General features: G+C 58.2%; 15 protein-coding genes. 8 read left to right on the forward strand and 7 right to left on the reverse strand.

Annotated features, from left to right (window positions below):
- Window positions 1-77: 77 nt before the first annotated feature.
- Complete coding sequence (locus FHW76_RS15315) at window positions 78-677, forward strand: YiiQ family protein (RefSeq protein ID WP_008806815.1); 600 nt, start codon at window positions 78-80, stop codon at window positions 675-677.
- A gap of 109 nt (window positions 678-786) precedes the next feature.
- Complete coding sequence (gene tpiA / locus FHW76_RS15320) at window positions 787-1,554, forward strand: triose-phosphate isomerase (RefSeq protein WP_002922909.1); 768 nt, start codon at window positions 787-789, stop codon at window positions 1,552-1,554.
- 92 nt (window positions 1,555-1,646) lie between these two features.
- On the opposite strand, the gene FHW76_RS15325 is transcribed toward tpiA, so the two are convergent.
- The 4 genes from FHW76_RS15325 to zapB form a co-directional block, all read right to left on the reverse strand.
- Window positions 1,647-2,951: an SLC13 family permease gene (locus tag FHW76_RS15325; protein ID WP_016161971.1), complete on the reverse strand. Its 1,305-nt coding sequence runs from the start codon at window positions 2,949-2,951 to the stop codon at window positions 1,647-1,649.
- A 64-nt stretch (window positions 2,952-3,015) separates the two neighbouring features.
- Complete coding sequence (locus tag FHW76_RS15330) at window positions 3,016-3,786, reverse strand: CDP-diacylglycerol diphosphatase (RefSeq protein ID WP_162493227.1); 771 nt, start codon at window positions 3,784-3,786, stop codon at window positions 3,016-3,018.
- A 163-nt stretch (window positions 3,787-3,949) separates the two neighbouring features.
- The gene (locus FHW76_RS15335; protein ID WP_002922936.1) at window positions 3,950-4,939 is read right to left on the reverse strand and encodes a sulfate ABC transporter substrate-binding protein; all 990 of its coding nucleotides are present in this window, start codon (window positions 4,937-4,939) and stop codon (window positions 3,950-3,952) included.
- Window positions 4,940-5,090: 151 nt separating this feature from the next.
- The gene (gene zapB, locus FHW76_RS15340) at window positions 5,091-5,336 is read right to left on the reverse strand and encodes a septal ring assembly protein ZapB (protein ID WP_008806812.1); all 246 of its coding nucleotides are present in this window, start codon (window positions 5,334-5,336) and stop codon (window positions 5,091-5,093) included.
- A 442-nt stretch (window positions 5,337-5,778) separates the two neighbouring features.
- Here zapB and FHW76_RS15345 point away from each other — a divergent pair, with 442 nt between their 5' ends.
- Both FHW76_RS15345 and glpK read left to right on the forward strand, forming a co-directional pair.
- Window positions 5,779-6,630, forward strand: coding sequence for an MIP/aquaporin family protein (locus FHW76_RS15345; RefSeq protein ID WP_183476814.1), 852 nt, complete (start codon window positions 5,779-5,781; stop codon window positions 6,628-6,630).
- A 21-nt stretch (window positions 6,631-6,651) separates the two neighbouring features.
- A complete protein-coding gene (glpK, locus tag FHW76_RS15350) occupies window positions 6,652-8,163 on the forward strand; it encodes a glycerol kinase GlpK (RefSeq protein ID WP_008806810.1) in 1,512 nt (503 codons plus the stop codon).
- A 114-nt stretch (window positions 8,164-8,277) separates the two neighbouring features.
- Here glpK and gltS read toward each other — a convergent pair whose 3' ends face one another.
- Window positions 8,278-9,480 carry a sodium/glutamate symporter gene (gene gltS / locus FHW76_RS15355; RefSeq protein ID WP_012967046.1) on the reverse strand — a complete coding sequence of 401 codons (1,203 nt, stop codon included), beginning with the start codon at window positions 9,478-9,480 and terminating at the stop codon, window positions 8,278-8,280.
- A 284-nt stretch (window positions 9,481-9,764) separates the two neighbouring features.
- On the opposite strand from gltS, the gene FHW76_RS15360 reads away from it, so the two are divergent.
- The 4 genes from FHW76_RS15360 to FHW76_RS15375 all read left to right on the forward strand — a co-directional run bounded on the left by FHW76_RS15360 (window position 9,765) and on the right by FHW76_RS15375 (window position 16,196).
- Window positions 9,765-11,156: an NCS2 family protein gene (locus tag FHW76_RS15360; RefSeq protein ID WP_008806808.1), complete on the forward strand. Its 1,392-nt coding sequence runs from the start codon at window positions 9,765-9,767 to the stop codon at window positions 11,154-11,156.
- A gap of 140 nt (window positions 11,157-11,296) precedes the next feature.
- A complete protein-coding gene (locus FHW76_RS15365) occupies window positions 11,297-12,994 on the forward strand; it encodes an AsmA family protein (RefSeq protein WP_080930160.1) in 1,698 nt (565 codons plus the stop codon).
- Between the two features lie 250 nt (window positions 12,995-13,244).
- Window positions 13,245-14,804 (forward strand): PTS transporter subunit EIIC, encoded by a 1,560-nt coding sequence (locus FHW76_RS15370; RefSeq protein ID WP_023298351.1) that lies wholly within the window; start codon window positions 13,245-13,247, stop codon window positions 14,802-14,804.
- A 12-nt stretch (window positions 14,805-14,816) separates the two neighbouring features.
- Window positions 14,817-16,196, forward strand: coding sequence for a glycoside hydrolase (locus FHW76_RS15375; RefSeq protein WP_077139480.1), 1,380 nt, complete (start codon window positions 14,817-14,819; stop codon window positions 16,194-16,196).
- Between the two features lie 624 nt (window positions 16,197-16,820).
- Here the strand turns inward: FHW76_RS15375 and FHW76_RS15380 are convergent.
- Both FHW76_RS15380 and yicI read right to left on the reverse strand, forming a co-directional pair.
- The gene (locus FHW76_RS15380) at window positions 16,821-17,543 is read right to left on the reverse strand and encodes a MurR/RpiR family transcriptional regulator (RefSeq protein WP_012967042.1); all 723 of its coding nucleotides are present in this window, start codon (window positions 17,541-17,543) and stop codon (window positions 16,821-16,823) included.
- Between the two features lie 158 nt (window positions 17,544-17,701).
- Complete coding sequence (yicI, locus tag FHW76_RS15385) at window positions 17,702-20,020, reverse strand: alpha-xylosidase (RefSeq protein WP_086512127.1); 2,319 nt, start codon at window positions 20,018-20,020, stop codon at window positions 17,702-17,704.
- Window positions 20,021-20,030 lie beyond the last annotated feature (10 nt).

The raw sequence follows: 20,030 nt of genomic DNA on the forward strand, positions 1-20,030 counted from the left end.
CCCTGGCGTCGTGACTTTTTGACAAGCGCCGCGCTTCCCGATTTAATCGTCAGCAGGCAAAAAAAGGAACGACGGGCATGAAGAAGTGGACAATCTTGTGTTTAAGTGGGCTGATGGGCCTGACCGTCGGCCCGCACGCGTTGTCCGCAGAAAGCGAATCGGCGACAGCGGCGCCCTATCTGCTCTCTGGCGCCCCGAGTTTTGACCTGTCGATCAGCCAGTTCCGGGAAAAATTTAACGCCGATAACCCGAAGCTGCCCCTGAACGAATTCCGTTCCATCGCCACCAGCCGGGATCAGGCTAATCTGACCCGCGCCGCCAGCAAAATTAATGAAAATCTCTATGCCTCGACCGCGCTGGAGCGCGGCACACTGAAGATCAAATCTATGCAGATCACCTGGCTGCCAATCCAGGGGCCGGAGCAAAAAGCGGCGAAGGCCAAAGCGCTGGAGTATATGAGCGCCATGATCCGCGCCTTCGTGCCCACTCTTAGCCCAGCGCAAAGCCAGCAAAAGCTGCAAAAACTGCTGACTGCCGGCAAGGGCAAACGCTATTTCGCCGATACCGAAGGCGCCGTTCGCTATGTGGTGGCAGATCATGGCGAAAAGGGTCTGACCTTCGCCATTGAACCGATTAAGCTGGCGTTATCTGAAACGCTGGAAGGCAACAATAAATGACAAAAAGCAAAGCCTTTCCAGTGACGAGTCTCTATACTGTTTCACAGACCATGCTGCCCTCTGGGGCGGCTATATTCCTTAATTCGCTTAAGTAGCGTGGAGAATTAAAATGCGACATCCTTTAGTGATGGGTAACTGGAAACTGAACGGCAGCCGCCACATGGTAAACGAACTGGTTGCGAACCTGCGTACCGAACTGGCTGGCGTAAGCGGCTGTGCAGTTGCCATCGCCCCGCCGGAAATGTATCTGGACCTGGCTAAACGTGCGGCAGAAGGCAGCCACATTCACCTGGGCGCGCAGAACGTTGACGTGAACCTGTCCGGCGCATTCACCGGTGAAACCTCCGCCGAAATGCTGAAAGATATCGGCGCACAGTACATCATCATCGGCCACTCCGAGCGTCGTACCTACCACAAAGAATCCGACGAGCTGATCGCGAAGAAATTCGCTGTGCTGAAAGAGCAGGGTCTGACCCCGGTACTGTGCATCGGTGAAACCGAAGCCGAAAACGAAGCGGGCAAAACCGAAGAAGTTTGCGCACGTCAGATCGACGCCGTGCTGAAAACGCAGGGCGCTGCCGCTTTCGAAGGCGTGGTTATCGCTTACGAACCGGTATGGGCTATCGGTACCGGCAAATCCGCGACCCCGGCTCAGGCTCAGGCGGTGCACAAATTCATCCGTGACCACATTGCTAAAGCTGACGCGAAAATCGCTGAGCAAGTGATCATCCAGTACGGTGGTTCCGTTAACGCTGGCAACGCAGCAGAGCTGTTCACCCAGCCGGACATCGACGGCGCGCTGGTTGGCGGCGCCTCCCTGAAAGCTGACGCTTTCGCGGTGATCGTTAAAGCAGCAGAAGCAGCGAAAAAAGCGTAATTCGCTTTTCCCGGTGGCGAAACGCGACCGGGGTGACTGACAAAACGTGGGAGCCCGGCTTAGCACAGCGCAAGCCGGGCTTTCTTTTGCCGTTACAGTTTCCCCAACAGCTGATACCACGCGTAGTCCAGCGGCAGTAAAATCAGATAACTCACCGCCGCCAGCACCAGACACAGTTGCATCCCCGCCCTCGCCGGGACCTTGCCTAACCCCATCGCCACCACGATCGGCGACGCCTGATAGGGCAGCAGCGGCGTGGAATACCCCAGCACCTGAATCATGATCACGCTGAGCAGCGGAAAGCCGGTCGCGTCGGCAAAGCTCTGCGCAAAAGTGGTATACAGCGCCGGCACGCCGTTGGCGGTCATAATAAAGTTCAGCGCGCTGGTTATCCCGGTCAGGGCGAGGAAGCTGGTGAACGGATTGTCTTTATCCAGCGGCATCACCTGCAGCAGCGCATTGCCCACCGCACCGCCAATTCCGGTTTGGGTAACGGCGATCGCCAGTCCCAGAATCCCGGCGACGTAAATACAGGTACGCATATTCACCCCGCTGGCAAACTCCTCACCGTTGATAAAGCCCACCCGCGGCAGCAACGTGACCACTGCCGCCGCCAGGCCGGTCCACGCCGGGCCGACGCCGTGCCAGCTCTCCGTCACCCATAGCGTGAGGACGACCGCCAGCAGCCACGCCAGACGTTTCTCGTCGCGGCTCATCGGCGGCAGCGGTGCCAGGTCACGCGGTGGATGCGGCTTGCCGGGAAACAGCCAGCAAATCAGCGCCACCAGCACCGCCCCTTTCAGCCAGCCAAGCACCGGCGTATGCAGCAGCAAATAGGGAACATAATTCAGATGGATACCGTACGAGCCTTCCGCCGCGCCGCTCATCACCAGATTTGGCACGTTAGCGGGCAAAATCGTCGCCGAAAGCTGAAAGGTGCCGAACCCCACCGCCAGCGCCAGGCCGAACCAGCCGCGGCTGCCATCGACAATGCCCGCGCGGCGGGCCATCGCCGCCACGATCGGCATCAGCAGCGCGATACGTCCCATGTTGGAAGGCATGACAAACGCCAGCGCGTAGCTCAGCAACACCACGCTGCCGACCATCCGCGGCCAGGAGTCAGTGAGCCGCGCAGACAGCGCCTGCGCCGCCCGGTCTGCCAGCCCGGTTTTACGGATCGCGATACCGAGCACAAAGCCGCTGAACACCAGCCAGAACGCCGAGGAGGCAAAGCCGCCGAAGATCACCTCCGGCGGAGCGATTTTGGCCATCATCGCCGCCGCGAAGAACAGCAGCGCGGTGATAAATTCCGGCAGCAGCGACGTCGCCCAGAGCACAATGGTGACGCCGACAATCAATGAAGGAAGGAACAGCGGGTGGGTAAGCCAGAGCGACATGCCTGTCTCCTGTCGTTTTTTTCAGCAAGAATACGACGACAGGTAAGACAGGTAAACGCCAGAACTAGTGGTTTGCGTTAAGGATGGCGCAACGATGATCCTGAATTTCTTCCGCTGAAGCCCGGTTCAGGGTCAGCAGGTTACGCTCCGTCGCCAGCAGCACCAGCGAGCCGTCGCTCTGCTGCGCCATCGCCAGCGCGAAGCGTCCCATATGTTCACGCGCCTCCGGCACCTCTTCCGCCAGCATCAGGAACGGGCTGCGCTGGGCCAGTTCGGCCTCCGTCACCCGGCGCGCCAGGTATTCATGGCCCTGAAGCCCGCCCGGCAGCGGCAGCCAGCGGCTGCTGACCGCCGCCGCATCCTTATCTAACTGCGCGCGCACATCGGGGCGCAGGCAGGAGATATGAATATGGAAATGGTTTTGCGTGCGTCCGCTGCGCGAGTTAATCGCCAGCGATATCGCGTTATCGGGAACCGGCGCGCCGTGACGCTGACTCATGATTTCTCGTCCCTGCCAGGCCTGCCAGAAGAAGTTCGGCGTCAACGGGTCCAGCAGCAGCGGGCTTTCGGTGCCGTTAATGCGGTAGGTCGGCATCAGCAAATACTGCAGCGGGCCGTTACGGTCTTTAAACAGCACATAGCCGCCCTTGAGGTTCACTTCCGCGCACGGCGACGGGTTTTGCTGCTGTTGCTGATGGGGTACGCACTGCTGCAGGACAATCTTGCGTAATGCGTCCGGGTTGCCGGAGTGCAGCCAGTAGTAGCCGCCCGCCAGCGCCGCGAGGATCGCCACCAGCAACGCCAGCAAAAAGTATCTTACTCTTCTCATTTTCATTCCCTGTTAAGCCTGAAGCGGAAGAGTAACGTAATTTGATGACTAAATGAAAACAGATGGCGGGTGGGGCGTTATCCCGGGTGGCGGCTGACGCCTTACCCGGGCTACCAGACGAAGCAGAACTGTAGCCCTGCTAAGCGTAGCGCAAGCAGGGACAAGAGGATTAACGCTGGCTAATCTGGTCGAAGGTGCCGCCGTTGGAGAAGTGCTCTTTCTGCGCTTTCGTCCAGCCGCCGAACTCCTGATCGATAGTAAACAGCTTCAGTTTCGGGAACTCGTTAGCATATTTCTTCGCCACATTCGGATCGCGCGGGCGGTAGAAGTTCTTCGCCGCAATCTCCTGGCCTTCCGGCGAGTAGAGATACTTCAGGTACGCTTCCGCCACCTGGCGCGTGCCTTTTTTATCCACCACTTTGTCGACCACAGAGACGGTCGGCTCAGCCAGAATCGACTCACTCGGGGTCACGATTTCAAACTTGTCTTTGCCCAGTTCGTTGGTCGCCAGCAGCGCTTCGTTTTCCCAGGCAATCAGCACATCGCCGATGCCGCGTTCTACGAAGGTATTGGTCGAACCACGCGCGCCGGAGTCCAGCACTTCCACGTTTTTATACAGCGCCTTGACGAATTCCTGGGCTTTGGCCTGGTCGCCGTGATTCTGATGCAGAGCATAGCCCCAGGCTGCCAGATAGTTCCAGCGGGCGCCGCCGGAGCTTTTCGGGTTCGGGGTAATGACCGACACGCCCGGTTTGATCAGGTCGTTCCAGTCATGGATCTGTTTCGGGTTGCCCTTGCGGACGAGGAACACGATGGTTGAGGTATACGGTGCGGAGTTATCCGGCAGGCGTTTCAGCCAGTTTTTATCGATACGGCCGCGTTCAGCAATGGCGTCTACGTCGTAGGCCAGCGCCAGTGTGACCACATCCGCTTCAATACCGTTAATCACTGAGGTCGCCTGTTTGCCAGAACCACCGTGCGACTGGCGGATCACCACGTTATCGCCGGTCTCCTGCTTCCAGTGCGCGCTAAACGCTTTGTTGTACTGTTCGTACAGCTCGCGCGTTGGATCATAAGAAACGTTTAAAAGCTGAATGTCTTTTGCCAGAACGCTGGCGGATGCCAGCAACAGAGTTAACCCTACGCCCCACTTATTCATCGCACCGCTCTCTTTATGTGTGTTGTGATGGGCTAAGCGTGCCAGAAAGCGATTCAATGATTAAAGAATAAAAAAAGATTGGCTATAACTTGTGGATATAAAGAGGTGAATAAGGATTGCCCCCTCCCGGGCGGGAGAGGGCGCGAAGCGATTAGACTTCTTCCATACGGCCCAGCAGCGCCTGCAGGCGATCCTGCCAGCCCTGCTGTTGCTCTTTCAGCTGGCTGTTTTCGCGCTCCAGCTCTTCACGACCATGCTGCGCGCTCTGAACTTCCTGAACCAGGGTGTTGTTCTTTTCTTTCAGCTCTTCGATTTCCATCTGCAACAGAGTGATGGTATCAATCGCCTGCTGAACTTTAGATTCTAATTTCTCAAACACTTCTAATGACATCGTCATACCTCTCCTGAACTTGCAAGGCGTTGATAGAAACTCGTGTTTCGTATACGCGGTCCCGCCTTAACGAAAATTAGCGCACATAGCGGTGTTATCGTCGATTGTATGAATCCCCGCCGCCCCTGTCCAGCGGCAAGCCGCGCAGATTGCGGTTTGCAACACTTTTCAGTCTTTACCTGGTGCTTTCAGCGCAGTTCGCTCGTACTTCATGGGTCATTGTTAATTTTATGGTTAACAAAATGCGAGGTGAAACGCTCCGGCACCGGTCTCAATGCGCGCGGATGGCGCGAAAACGCTCATTTTCTTGACGCGGTACACACATTTGAAGTTCGATATTTCTCGTTTTTGCTCGTTAACGATAAATTAACACTATGCCTACATGGCAATATGGTCGTCTGTGACCACCCTACATACAATAATCATCACCACGCTTCAGGATTCGATTATGAGCCAAACATCAACCTTAAAAGGCCAGTGCATCGCAGAGTTCCTCGGTACCGGGTTGTTGATCTTTTTCGGCGTTGGGTGCGTGGCTGCGCTCAAGGTCGCGGGAGCCAGCTTCGGGCAATGGGAAATCAGCATCATCTGGGGTCTGGGCGTCGCCATGGCGATCTACCTGACCGCTGGGGTCTCCGGTGCGCACCTTAACCCTGCGGTAACTATCGCACTCTGGCTGTTCGCCTGCTTCGATGGCCGCAAAGTGGTCCCTTTTATCATTTCGCAATTCGCTGGCGCCTTTTGCGCTGCGGCATTAGTTTACGGGCTTTACTACAATCTTTTCCTCGATTATGAAACCACCCACCATATGGTCCGCGGCAGCGTAGAAAGCCTCGATCTGGCCGGCACCTTCTCCACCTATCCGAACCCGCATATCAATTTTGTGCAGGCCTTCGCGGTAGAGATGGTGATTACCGCTATCCTGATGGGCGTCATCCTGGCGCTGACCGACGATGGCAACGGCGTGCCGCGCGGCCCGCTTGCTCCGCTGCTGATCGGCCTGCTGATTGCGGTGATTGGCGCCTCCATGGGACCGCTGACCGGCTTCGCCATGAACCCGGCGCGTGATATCGGCCCGAAAGCTTTCGCCTGGCTGGCCGGCTGGGGCGACGTCGCCTTCACCGGCGGCAAAGATATTCCTTATTTCCTGGTGCCGCTGTGCGCACCGGTGGTCGGCGCGGCGCTGGGCGCATTCAGCTATCGTAAGCTGATTGGCCGTCACCTGCCTTGCGACACCTGCGTGGATGAAGAGCAACAGAGCCCCTCCTCTTCCACCACTCAACATAAAGCTTCGCTGTAATCTGACTACGGGACACCGACTATGACCGACAAAAAATATATCGTTGCGCTTGACCAGGGCACTACCAGCTCCCGGGCCGTTGTGATGGATCATGATGCCAATATCGTCAGCGTCTCCCAGCGAGAATTTGAACAAATTTATCCTAAGCCAGGCTGGGTCGAACATGACCCGATGGAAATCTGGGCTTCCCAAAGCTCGACGCTGGTCGAAGCGCTGGCCAAAGCGGATATCAACTCCGATCAGATCGCGGCCATCGGCATCACCAACCAACGTGAGACCGTGGTGGTGTGGGAGCGTGAGACCGGTAAACCCATCTACAACGCCATCGTCTGGCAGTGCCGCCGTACCGCGGAGATCTGCGAGCAGCTCAAGCGTGACGGGATGGAAGAGTATATCCGCAAGGCCACAGGCCTGGTGGTGGACCCCTACTTCTCCGGCACCAAGGTAAAATGGATCCTCGACCATGTCGAAGGTTCCCGTGAACGTGCGAAACGCGGCGAGCTGCTGTTCGGTACCGTTGACACCTGGCTTATCTGGAAGATGACCCAGGGCCGCGTGCACGTTACCGACTACACCAACGCCTCACGTACCATGCTGTTCAACATCCACGAGCTGGACTGGGACGACAAAATGCTCGACGCGCTGGACATTCCGCGCGCCATGCTGCCGGAAGTGCGTAAGTCATCCGAAGTGTACGGCCAGACCAACATCGGTGGTAAAGGCGGGACCCGTATCCCTATCGCCGGGATCGCCGGTGACCAGCAGGCGGCCCTGTTCGGCCAGCTGTGCGTCAAAGAAGGGATGGCGAAAAACACCTATGGCACCGGCTGCTTTATGCTGATGAACACCGGTGAAAAAGCGGTCACCTCCACCCACGGTCTGCTGACCACCATCGCCTGCGGCCCGCGCGGCGAGGTGAACTACGCGCTGGAAGGGGCGGTGTTTATGGCCGGCGCGTCCATTCAGTGGCTGCGTGACGAGATGAAGCTCATCAGCGATGCCTTCGATTCCGAGTACTTCGCCACCAAAGTGAAGGATACCAACGGCGTATACGTGGTACCCGCGTTCACTGGTCTTGGCGCACCATACTGGGACCCGTATGCCCGCGGCGCGATTTTCGGCCTCACCCGCGGCGTGAACTCCAACCACATTATCCGTGCGACGCTGGAGTCCATCGCCTATCAGACCCGCGATGTGCTGGAGGCGATGCAGGCAGACTCTGGCATTCGTCTGCACGCCCTGCGCGTGGACGGCGGCGCGGTGGCTAACAACTTCCTGATGCAGTTCCAGTCCGATATCCTCGGCACCCGTGTCGAGCGTCCGGAAGTACGCGAAGTGACGGCGCTGGGCGCGGCCTATCTGGCGGGTCTGGCGGTCGGTTTCTGGCAGAATCTGGACGAGCTGCAGGAGAAAGCGGTGATTGAGCGCGAATTCCGCCCGGGGATTGAAACCACTGAGCGTAACTATCGTTACAGCGGCTGGAAGAAAGCGGTGAAACGCGCGTTAGCGTGGGAAGAGCACGACGAAGCGTAAGATTGTGGAGGTATTCCCGGCTTGCGGCGTAAACGCCTTAGCCGGGCTACAAAACCCCAAACAGAACGATCTTGTAGCCCGGACAGGTGCGCAGCACCGCCTCCGGGTTTTTTATCAGCCAAATATTGGCAGCAGCAGGTATAGCTTAATCACCAGTGCGTTAACGATGTCGATAAAGAACGCTCCCACCATCGGCACCACCAGGAAGGCCATATGTGACGGGCCAAAGCGGTCGGTAATCGCCTGCATATTAGCAATCGCCGTCGGCGTTGCGCCCAGACCAAACCCGCAGTGGCCCGCCGCCAGCACCGCGGCATCGTAATTCTTGCCCATCATCCGGTAGGTAACGAACACCGCATACAGCGCCATCGCCAGCGCCTGCACCGCCAGGATAATAATCATCGGCAGCGCCAGCGAGGCCAGCTCCCACAGCTTGAGGCTCATCAGCGCCATGGCGAGGAACAGCGACAGGCTGACGTTGCCCAGCACCGATACCGCGCGATCGAACACCCGGTACAACCCCGCCAGCGCCAGGCTGTTGCTAAGGATCACGCCGATAAACAGCACGCAGACGAAGGTCGGCAGCTCGAAGACGCTGCCCGCCAGCAGTTGCGCAACCACCTTGCCCACCGTCAGACAGATAGCGATCAGGGCGATACTTTCGATCAGCACCAGCGAGGTGATCACCCGCCCCACGTCCGGTTTTTCAAAGGCGGTTGGCGCCACCTGATCGTCCGGTGTGCCGTCCGGAGAGGAAGAGTGCTTCACCAGGTAGCGAGCCACCGGACCGCCGATCAGGCCGCCCAGCACCAGGCCGAAAGTCGCGCAGGCCATCGCCACTTCGGTGGCGTTGGCAAAACCGTAGCGTTCAACGAACAGCTTGCTCCACGCCGCCCCGGTGCCGTGGCCGCCGGATAAGGTAATCGACCCGGCCAGCAGGCCCATCAGCGGATCCAGCCCCAGCAGCGTCGCCATGCCGATACCGAGGGCATTCTGCAGCAGCAGCAGGCCAACCACCACGATCAGGAAAGTGCCCAGCACCTTGCCGCCGGCCCGCAGGCTGGCGAGGTTGGCGTTAAGACCGATGGTGGCGAAGAACGCCAGCATCAGCGGGTCTTTCAGACTCATATCGAAATCAATTTCGATATCCATGCTTTTCTTCAGCACCAGCAGCGCCAGCGCCACCAGCAAACCGCCGGCAACAGGTTCAGGAATGGTGTATTTCTTGAGGAAGGGAACGGTTTGCACGAGTTTTCTGCCGAGCAATAGCACAAGCGTTGCGGCAACGAGCGTCGATAAGGTATCGAGGTGAAACATAAAAAGCTCCTTATGGGCGCATGATCCATTCACACGCGACGTAATTCCTGGTGTCTTTAGCTTCTCATCATGAGGAGTCAGAAGGGGATTTTACGCAGAACGGCGGAAAAAATGACAGAAAAAGATATTTTGTATCCTTAATGATGCGATTTAGCATACAAAATGTTAATAACCTCGTTGCGCATATTCACGGCATAAATTTTTATGACCAAATGCTGGCAAACGTTTGCTTTTGGTCTACAGTCCGATAAAATTCCCGCTTTGCCACCTTGGGATTGCTTGTGATGTCCGTTAACACCGCAGAGTCAGAAAATGCGCAACCGGTTGCGCATAAATCAGCTAGCGAATTAATCTACCGCCTCGAAGATCGCCCACCGCTACCGCAAACCCTGTTCGCCGCCTTCCAGCACCTGCTGGCGATGTTTGTCGCGGTGATCACTCCAGCGCTGTTAATCTGCCAGGCTCTCGGTCTCCCGGCGCAAGATACCCAACATATCATCAGCATGTCGCTGTTCGCTTCCGGTGTCGCCTCTATTATTCAGATCAAAGCCTGGGGCCCGGTCGGCTCCGGATTGCTCTCCATCCAGGGCACCAGCTTTAACTTTGTCGCCCCGCTGATCATGGGCGGTACCGCATTGAAAACCGGCGGCGCCGACGTCCCCACCATGATGGCCGCCCTGTTCGGCACCCTGATGCTGGCCAGCTGCACGGAAATGGTCCTCTCCCGCGTCCTGCACCTGGCGCGCCGCATCATTACCCCGCTGGTCTCCGGCGTGGTGGTGATGATTATCGGCCTGTCGCTGATTCAGGTCGGACTGACTTCCATCGGCGGCGGCTACGCGGCGATGGCCGACCACACCTTCGGCGCGCCGAAGAACCTGCTGTTGGCGGGCATCGTGCTGGCGCTGATCATTATTCTCAACCGCCAGCGTAATCCCTATTTGCGCATTGCTTCGCTGGTGATTGCCATGGCGGCGGGCTATCTGGCGGCATGGTTCCTCGATATGCTGCCAGCCAATACCGCCCCGACCAACAGCAGCCTCATCACCGTGCCAACGCCGCTCTACTATGGTCTCGGCATCGACTGGAGCCTGCTGCTGCCGCTGATGCTGGTGTTTATGATCACCTCTCTGGAAACCATCGGCGATATCACCGCCACCTCGGACGTCTCCGAACAGCCGGTTTCCGGTCCGCTGTATATGAAGCGCCTGAAAGGCGGCGTGCTGGCTAACGGCCTGAACTCCTTTGTTTCCGCGGTCTTCAACACTTTCCCGAACTCCTGCTTCGGCCAGAACAACGGCGTGATCCAGCTGACCGGCGTTGCCAGCCGCTACGTCGGTTTCGTGGTCGCCCTGATGCTGATCGTCCTCGGTCTGTTCCCGGCGGTGAGCGGCTTCGTGCAGCACATCCCTGAGCCGGTGCTCGGCGGCGCCACGCTGGTGATGTTCGGCACCATTGCCGCGTCCGGCGTGCGCATCGTCTCCCGTGAGCCGCTGAACCGTCGGGCGATCCTGATTATCGCCCTGTCGCTGGCAGTGGGCCTCGGCGTGTCGCAGCAGCCGTTAATCCTGCAGTTCGCCCCAGACTGGCTGAAAAACCTGCTCTCTTCGGGAATTGCCGCCGGTGGTATCACAGCGATTGTTCTGAATTTAATTTTCCCGCCAGAAAAAGCCTGATCTGACGCGCTCCCGGTCGCGCCATTGGCCGGGACGCTTTCCACGACCTGCCTCATCACGGAAATAAACCACGCCCGCCTTGAGAAGTGCGCCTAAATCGGGCATAACACGGTGATGTGCATCTCACAGAATGGAAGACCATGAAATTTCTTGGAAAGCTGATTCTCTGGCTGCTAGTCGCTCTGCTGCTCGTCATTGTTGGCGCGTGGTTCCTGCTGCAAACCCACTGGGGCGCCCGCCAGGCCAGCGCCTGGCTCAGCAATGGCACCGGCTGGCAGGTCTCCTTCGATGCGATGGAACACGATTTCTCCTCCCCTCTTCATGTGCAGTTGCAAAACGTCACCTTTGGCCGGGAAGGCAAGCCGGCCACCCTGGTGGCAAAAACGGTCGATATTGGCTTCAGCACCCGCCAGTTTAGCGATCCGCTGCATGCGGATGAGATAGTCCTTAACGACGGCACTCTGAATCTGTCCCCCCACTCTGCAGACCTGCCGTTCGCTGCCGACCGGCTGATGTTGCGCAATATGGCTTTCAACAGCCCGGAAACCGGCTGGGCGCTCAGCGCGCAGCGCGTCACCGGCGGCGTCAGCCCATGGACGCCGGAAGCGGGCAATGTGCTGGGGAAAACGGCGCAGATCCAGATGAGTGCGGGCTCGATGACGCTCAATGGCGTCCAAGCCAGCAACGTTCTGATTCAGGGCAGGATTGATCAGGGCGAAGTGACCCTCTCCACCCTCGGCGCCGATGTCGCCCGCGGCACCTTAACCGGCAATGCGAAACGCAGCGCCGACGGCAGCTGGCTGGTGGATAACCTCCAGCTCAATGAGATTCGACTGCAGAGCCCCGCCTCGCTGGCCGACTTTTTCGCGCCGTTAACCACGGTCCCCTCTCTGCAGATTGGCCGCCTGGATATCACCGACGCCCGCCTGCAGGGGCCGGACTGGGCGGTAACCGACCTCGACCTGAGCCTGCGCAACCTGACGCTCAGCCACGGCGGCTGGCAGAGCCAGGACGGCACGCTGTCGATGAACGCCAGCGAATTTATCTACGGCTCGCTGCACTTCTTCGATCCGATTTTGAATGCTGAATTCTCTCCCCAGGGTATTGCGCTGCGCCAGTTCTCCTCGCGCTGGGAGGGCGGCATGGTGCGCACCTCCGGCAACTGGCTGCGCGCTGGTAACGCGCTGGTGCTCGACGACACCGCCTTCGCCGGACTGGAGTACACGCTGCCGGCGAACTGGAAACAGCTGTGGATGGCGCCGATGCCAGCCTGGCTGCAAAGCCTGACGCTGAAAAAATTCAGCGCCAGCCGTAACCTGATCATCGATGTGGATCCTGCCTTCCCGTGGCAAATTACCGCCCTCGATGGCTATGGCGGCGAGCTACAGCTGGTGAAAAACGGCAGCTGGGGAGTATGGAACGGCAGCGCGACGCTGAACGCCGCGGCGGCGACTTTTAACCGGATCGACGTGCGCCGCCCGTCACTCAAGCTGAGCGCGACAGCGTCGACGGTCAATATCACTGAGCTTAGCGCCTTCACCGAGCGCGGCATTCTGCAGGCCACTGCCGCGGTATCCCAGCTGCCGCAGCGCCAGGTCAATCTGAGCTTTACCGGCCGCGGCGTGCCGCTGAATATTCTGCAGGCCTGGGGCTGGCCGTTGCTACCGATAAGCGGGGATGGCAATCTCCAGCTGACCGCCAGCGGCAGCGTGCAGGCCGATGCCCCGCTCAAGCCGACGGTCAACGGGCAGCTCAGCGCCGTGAATATGGAGAAACAGCAGGTGGCGCAAATCATGCGCAACGGCGAGGTCAGCCCCGCCCCCGCCGCGCCGCAGTAAAATCCCCCTCATCTGGCCCTCTCCCCACGGGGAGAGGGCATGCTTTCCGACAAACTCCGCTCTGGCCACTCCCTCTCCCTTTCAGGGAGGGGGTTGGGGTGCGAGTCCTGAAACCTGTGTGCAATACGCGGCTATCTGTACCTATTTAGCGCAACAGGTTCCTTTCAAATATCAGAATTGCTATAACCAAATTACTGGAAGTCGATAAAAAACCGCTCCCTGTACCTACAAAAATATAAAAGGATCAATCATGCCTGAAATACGTCAGCGTATTCTGGAGAATATGCAAAAATTCTCCCGGGCCATGATCGGCGCCGTATTGTTCTTGCCGGTCATTGGCTTAATTCTGGCCCTCAGTTCAGTATTAACTAATCCGACATTAATTGCTGAAACCAGTTTCTTACATCAGCTTGGGCAAATGCTCGGCGACACCTTTTGGCCCTTATTTGGCAACCTCGGCTTATTATTTTGCGTCGGCATTAGCTATGGCCTGGCAAAGGATAAAAAAACCGAAGTCGCGCTGGTTGCAGTGATGTGCTTCATTATGTTTCTTGGCGCCAACCACTCCTGGCTGGAACACACCCACGGACTCGCCGAAAAAATTAACGGTGAATATTATGGCACCGGGCAAACCCAGCTGCTGGGCTTTGTGGTGGTGGATATGGGCGTTTTCCTGGGCATTATTCTCGGCTGCACGATTGCGTGGGTGCACAATAAAGTCTCTGCCATTGAGCTGCCTGGCGCGCTGTCGATGTACGGCGGCGCCAAGCTGACGCTGGTGGCGATGACGCCGGTGGTTATCTTCTACGCCATCGCCTTTACCTGGATTTGGCCCTTTATGACCCACGGCATCTCCGCCCTCACCGGTTTTATGAAAAATGCCGGGGTCGCCGGGGTCTTCGTCTATGGTTTCTTTGAAAAATTCCTTATCCCCACCGGCCTGCACCATTTCGTCTGGTCCCCCTTCCAGCTCACCCAGATTGGGGGCACCCTGCACGTGGACGGTCAGGTGGTCTCCGGGACCCAGGCCATTTTCCTCGCCTATATGCGCCACCCCGACCTGACGCCGGTCATGAACGACGCATTACGTTTTTCGCAGCAAGGGATGACCACTATCTTTGGCCTGGCGGGCGCCTCGCTGGCGTTCTACCACACCGCGAAACCGGAGAAGAAAGTGATGGCGAAGGCGATCCTGCTGCCGGCGATCATCACCTCGATGCTGACCGGTATCACCGAACCGATCGAGTTCACCTTCTTGTTTGTCTCGCCGCTGCTGTGGGTGATCCACGCGACGTTAACCGCCGCCTCGCAGGCCATTTGCGACATTTTCACCGTACGTCCCTGGGGAGCATCGGGCCTGATCGAGTTTCTGATCTATAACCTGCCGCTGCCGGTCTCCTTAACGCGCTGGCCGGGCTATGTCCTTATTGGTATCGGCCAGTTCGCCGTTTACTACGTGATTTTCCGCACCCTGGTGGTGAAGCTGAATCTGAAAACGCCGGGCCGGGAAGATGACGAGAACGTGAAGCTTTACAGCAAAGCAGAGTACCGCCAGAAAGTCTCGCAACCGCAGTCGGTCACCGATGACATTATCCGCGGCCTCGGGGGCAAGGAGAATATTCTCTCCGTCGATAATTGTTTTACTCGTCTGCGCGTGGCCGTGCGCGATATGGCGCGGGTTGATGACGCGCAATTAAAAAATACCGGCGCCAACGGCGTCGTACGAAATCGTAATGAAGTTCAGGTTATTTATGGCGTCAAAGTGGGACAGGTACGTTCCCGGGTTGATAACTGGTTAGCAGAAAATTAATGAGGAGTTTGTATGAAATTAACCGTATTAGGCGGGGGCGGCGTTCGCTCTGCATTTTTAGCGAAATCTCTGGCCTATAACGCTCACCGCATTGGTTTAACAGAAGTGGTTTTTCTCGATAACTCTGCTGATAATCTGGCGATATTTGGCGAAATTGCCCGCTATGTATTTAATACTATTCGCCCGGATATTCAGTTTAGTACCACTACCGACCCGATCGCAGCGCTGCAGGATGCCAACTATATCATTACCACCCTGCGGGTTGGCGGTGACGAAAGCCGTATTCGCGACGAACGCATTGCGCTACAGCATAACACCCTCGGCCAGGAGACCACCGGCGCCGGCGGTTTCGCGATGGCCATGCGTTCGATCCCGGCGATCCTTCGCTATTGCCAGCTGATCGAAGAACATGCCGCCGAAGACGCCATTCTGTTTAACTTTACCAACCCGTCAGGCCTGGTGACGGAAGCGATCGTCAAGTCCGGTTTTAAGCGCCGGGTCTATGGGATCTGCGATGCCCCCTCCGAGCTGATTCGTGAACTGCCAGCGATCCTTGGTTGTGAAGAACACGACCTCAGCGTGGAATGCTATGGGCTGAACCATTTCTCATGGTTTACCCACTTCACCGTACGCGGGGAAGAGGTAACCGAACGGCTGATCGCCAGCCCGGAACTGTACCAGAAGACGGCGATGCAGTACTTCTCCCCGGAGCTGGTGCGGCTTTGCGATAATCAGCTCCTCAATGAATATCTCTATTATTACTACTATCGAGAGGTGGCGCTGAAGGCGATTCAGGAGGCCGGCGAGACGCGCGGAGAGCAGATCGCCCGTATCAATCAGGAGATGCGCGAAGCGCTGCGCACTGTGGATGCCAGAACGCAACCGGAAGCCGCTTTCACCATCTGGATGCAGCATTACCTGCGCCGGGAAAACAGCTATATGCAGAATGAGTCGCAGCAGGAAAAATTCCACACCCGCGAACCGCTGACGCTGCGCCAGTTTATCGAAGAGCCGGACACCGGCGGCTATGCCGGGGTGGCGCTGGATATCCTGGAAGCGGTGAACAGCACCACCACCAAGCGTATCGTGGTATCGATCCAGAATCACGACACGCTCGACTTTTTGCGCCCTGACGACGTGATCGAGATCAGCTGCGACCTGAGCCGGGATGGCCTCAAGCCGGTGACGCCGGTGAAGGTGCCGACGGCGCAGAAGAATATGATTTCCTGCGTGAAGGAGTATGAGCGGCTGGCGGTGGCGGCAATCCTGCAGCAGGATAAATCGCTGGCGGTGCGGGCGCTGATGGCGCACCCGCTGATCGGTTCCTATTCGCTGGCGAAAACCCTGGTCGAAGCCTATCTCGACGATGAGCAATTCGCCGCCTGGCAGTAACCCGCATTGCCGATGGGATTCCCCCCCGCTCGCGCTGCGCTTAGCGGGGCTACGAACGGAGCGGTTTGTGTTTTATGTAGGCCGGGTCAGGCGTAAGCCGCCTCCCGGCAAAATAGCCGCATCACCCGGTAGCCCGGATAAGGCGCCAGCCGCCATCCGGGAACTCCCACACTCGCGACGCGCTTAGCGGGGCTACGAACGGAGCGGTTTGTGTTTGATGTAGGCCGGGTCAGGCGTAAGCCGCCACCCGGCAAAATAGCCGTCTCACCCGGTAGCCCGGATAAGGCGCCAGCCGCCATCCGGGAACTCCCCCGCTCGCGCTGCGCTTAGCGGGGCTACGAACGGAGCGGTTTGTATTTGATGTAGGCCGGGTCAGGCGTAAGCCGACACCCGGCAAAATTGCCGTATCACCCGGTAGCCCGGATAAGGCGCCAGCCGCCATCCGGGAGCTCCCCCCGCCCGCACCGCGCTTAGCGGGGCTACGAACGGAGCGGTTTGTGTTTTATGTAGGCCGGGTCAGGCGTAAGCCGCCTCCCGGCAAAATAGCCGCATCACCCGGTAGCCCGGATAAGGCGCCAGCCGCCATCCGGGAACTCCCCCCGCTCGCGTCGCGCTTAGCGGGGGCTAACTATTACTACGTAGGCTGGTAAACCACATCTTCAACAGTCGCTCAAAGCCTAAGATGCAGTAGCCGAAAAACGGGTTGCTCCAGTAAATATCATCGTCGAACTTCTGCGGGTCGTGAATAATAAACGCCGTATCCGCAGCCTGCGCCAGCGGGCTTTGATAGTCGCCGGTAAAGCAGACCAGATTAATCTCCTTCCCCTCCAGGGCCTTCACCCAGTTAAGCGCCGAGCTGCTGCGCCCGGATTTAGAAACGATCCAGATGGAGTCGAAGCGGGCGGCGTTTTTCTGTTCGAGGATTTCATAATCGGGCCACAGCGCCAGGCTGGCATTCACGCCGGTGACGAGGAACTTGTTGTAAATATACTGGGCGATTAGCTGCGAAAAGCCGCTGCCGTGGATCAGGATGCGCTGCTGTTTAAGGCTTGCCAGCAGCGGCGTCAGCGCTTCTTCCGGCTGAACGCTCATGTAGTCGATATCGTTGGTGACATCGAGCTTCGGCATGGTGATATTGAACTTGATGAAATAGACCAGCTCCAGCCAGCCGCTGAACTTCAGTTTCTTCGCCAGCCGGACCAGCGAAGAGGGGTTGCTGTAGCACTGTTCGGCCACAGCGCGGACTCCCTGGCGGATACACTGCTCCGGGTCGTTCTGAATAAAGCGCAGCACGGTCATTTCCGTTTTGCTTAGCTTCACGTCACGAAAGATATTTTCTAAGTCCATGGCGGGCTCCTCTCAACGGCAGAATACGCTAACACCGTTCGGCGACAGCGTCTGCGGCCTGAGTCACCACTATGAAATGAACGTTACTTTTTGTACAAAAATGAAATAAAAAAACCCTCGCCGCTGGCGGAGAGGGTTGCAGCCGTTAAGATGGTGTTTTACAGGGTAATCGTCAGCGTATTGCCCTCGGCGCTCACTACCATACCCCATTCGCTGCCGGCCTGAGTCCCGCCCTGCACGCCCGCGACCTGCGGGATATTGCGCAGGCACAACGTCCAGCCGCGGGCCTCGCCTTCGCCGCTCACGGCGATGGTGTTGCCCTGGCGCCTGGCCTTCAGGGTGAAAATCGTCGAGCCGTCTGCCGCCGGAACGTCACAACGTGCCTCGCGTCCATCCTCGAGGTGGAACAGCTGGAAGGCGGTGCCCTCATGCCAGGCATAATCGGGTTTCTGGTCATTGTTGCCCAGCGCCAGCAGGGTGTTGTCACGAACGTAGACCGGCAGGCTCAGCGCATCGTGATGCTGCTTATGCCAGCGGCTACCCGGTAATTCATCGTTATGCCACAGGTGCGTCCAGCGCCCATCCGGCAGATAAAATTGCACCTCGCCCGCTTCGGAGAACACCGGCACCACCAGGACCGAATCACCGAGCATATACTGGCGGTCAAGATAGTCGCAGGCCGGATCGTCCTGAAACTCGAGCATCATCGCACGCAACATCGGCGTGCCGAACTCGTTGGCCAGCGCCGCCTGGCGATAGAGATACGGCATCATGCGGCATTTCAGCTGCGTGAAGTGGCGCACCACGTCGCAGGACTCTTCGTCGTAAGCCCATGGCACCCGATAGGATTTGCTGCCGTGCAGCCGGCTGTGGCTGGAGAGCAGGCCGAAGGCGCACCAGCGCTTGTAGACGTGGGCCGGCGCGGTGTTTTCGAAACCGCCGATATCGTGACTCCAGAAACCGAAGCCGGACATGCCGATCGACAGCCCGCCGCGCAGGCTTTCCGCCATCGATTCGTAGTTGGCGTAGCAGTCGCCGCCCCAGTGCACCGGGAACTGCTGCGCGCCCACCGAGGCGGAACGGGCGAACAGCACCGCCTCCTGCTCGCCGACGGTCTCTTTCAGCACCTTCCACACCAGCTCGTTATAGATGAATGCGTAGTGGTTGTGCATTTTCTGCGGATCGGAACCGTCAAACCACTGGACGTCGGTCGGGATACGCTCGCCGAAGTCGGTCTTGAAGCAATCGACCCCCATCGCCACCAGGCCTTTTAACTTGTCGGCGTACCACTGGCAGGCTTCCGGGTTGGTGAAGTCATAAATCGCCAGCCCCGGCTGCCACTTATCCCACTGCCACAGCGAACCGTCCGGGCGCTTCAGCAGGTAGCCCTTCTCTTTCAGCTCCTTGAACACCGGCGAGCGCTGGCCGATGTACGGGTTGATCCACACGCAGACCTTCAGCCCTTTCGCCTTCAGGCGTTTGATCATCCCTTCCGGGTCCGGGAAAGTTAGCGGATCCCATTCAAAATCGCACCACTGGAAGGCCTTCATCCAGAAGCAGTCGAAGTGGAAGACGTGCAGCGGCAGATGGCGCTCAGCCATGCCGTCGATAAAGCTATTTACCGTCGCTTCGTCATAGTTGGTGGTGAACGAGGTCGTCAGCCACAGACCGAACGACCATGCCGGCGGCAGCGCCGGGCGGCCGGTGAACTGCGTATAGCGGTTAAGCACCGCTTTCGGCGTCGGGCCGTCGATCACGAAGTACTCAAGGTATTCGCCTTCAACGCTGAACTGGACCTTAGAGACCTTCTCCGAGCCCACCTCGAAGGAGACGCGCTGCGGATGGTTGACCAGCACGCCGTAGCCGTGGTTGGTCAGATAGAAGGGGATATTTTTGTAGGATTGCTCGGTGCTGGTACCGCCGTCTTCGTTCCAGGTTTCTACCGTCTGGCCGTTGCGCACCAGCGCGGTAAAGCGCTCGCCGAGGCCGTAGACGGTTTCGCCGACGCCGAGGTCGAGGCGCTCAAACATGTAGTTGCGCTGGGTCTTACTATCCTGCACGTAGCCGTTGTTTTTCAACTGGCTACCGGTGATGCGCACGCCGTCGCGCAGAAAATCCAGCGCCCAGAATTCACCTTTAGTGACGCGCACGCTGAGGTTGCCGCTTTTCAGCTCGGCGAACCCGGCCGTATTTTCTATTTCGACATGGACGTCTTTCTGCACGTTCAGCGGATAGTGCGGGCCGTTATCCAGCGCGCCCTGGAAGTGCGCCATGCGCACGCCGATTATCCCTTCCTGAGGCGAGAAAAAGCGCAGGGTGAACAATGGCGTATCCAGCTGCCAGGCACGTTCGCGAACATCGCGCGGCGCGGCATAGACCACCATTTCATTCCCCTGCTGTTCCACCTCGTAAACCTGTACGGGTTGGATCAGGTTGAGCCCTGGTTGAATGAGCCAGTTTCCATCACTGATTTTCATTAAAACGTCC

Source organism: Klebsiella sp. RC2, assembly GCF_014192815.1.
Lineage (GTDB): Bacteria > Pseudomonadota > Gammaproteobacteria > Enterobacterales > Enterobacteriaceae > Klebsiella > Klebsiella variicola.

What these genes read in the sequence shown, in the direction of transcription:
- FHW76_RS15315 (WP_008806815.1), top strand. Translation starts at nt 78, where the DNA reads ATGAAGAAGTGGACAATCTTGTGTTTAAGTGGGCTGATGGGCCTGACC.
- tpiA (WP_002922909.1), top strand. Translation starts at nt 787, where the DNA reads ATGCGACATCCTTTAGTGATGGGTAACTGGAAACTGAACGGCAGCCGC.
- FHW76_RS15325 (WP_016161971.1), bottom strand. Translation starts at nt 2,951, where the DNA reads ATGTCGCTCTGGCTTACCCACCCGCTGTTCCTTCCTTCATTGATTGTC.
- FHW76_RS15330 (WP_162493227.1), bottom strand. Translation starts at nt 3,786, where the DNA reads ATGAAAATGAGAAGAGTAAGATACTTTTTGCTGGCGTTGCTGGTGGCG.
- FHW76_RS15335 (WP_002922936.1), bottom strand. Translation starts at nt 4,939, where the DNA reads ATGAATAAGTGGGGCGTAGGGTTAACTCTGTTGCTGGCATCCGCCAGC.
- zapB (WP_008806812.1), bottom strand. Translation starts at nt 5,336, where the DNA reads ATGACGATGTCATTAGAAGTGTTTGAGAAATTAGAATCTAAAGTTCAG.
- FHW76_RS15345 (WP_183476814.1), top strand. Translation starts at nt 5,779, where the DNA reads ATGAGCCAAACATCAACCTTAAAAGGCCAGTGCATCGCAGAGTTCCTC.
- glpK (WP_008806810.1), top strand. Translation starts at nt 6,652, where the DNA reads ATGACCGACAAAAAATATATCGTTGCGCTTGACCAGGGCACTACCAGC.
- gltS (WP_012967046.1), bottom strand. Translation starts at nt 9,480, where the DNA reads ATGTTTCACCTCGATACCTTATCGACGCTCGTTGCCGCAACGCTTGTG.
- FHW76_RS15360 (WP_008806808.1), top strand. Translation starts at nt 9,765, where the DNA reads ATGTCCGTTAACACCGCAGAGTCAGAAAATGCGCAACCGGTTGCGCAT.
- FHW76_RS15365 (WP_080930160.1), top strand. Translation starts at nt 11,297, where the DNA reads ATGAAATTTCTTGGAAAGCTGATTCTCTGGCTGCTAGTCGCTCTGCTG.
- FHW76_RS15370 (WP_023298351.1), top strand. Translation starts at nt 13,245, where the DNA reads ATGCCTGAAATACGTCAGCGTATTCTGGAGAATATGCAAAAATTCTCC.
- FHW76_RS15375 (WP_077139480.1), top strand. Translation starts at nt 14,817, where the DNA reads ATGAAATTAACCGTATTAGGCGGGGGCGGCGTTCGCTCTGCATTTTTA.
- FHW76_RS15380 (WP_012967042.1), bottom strand. Translation starts at nt 17,543, where the DNA reads ATGGACTTAGAAAATATCTTTCGTGACGTGAAGCTAAGCAAAACGGAA.
- yicI (WP_086512127.1), bottom strand. Translation starts at nt 20,020, where the DNA reads ATGAAAATCAGTGATGGAAACTGGCTCATTCAACCAGGGCTCAACCTG.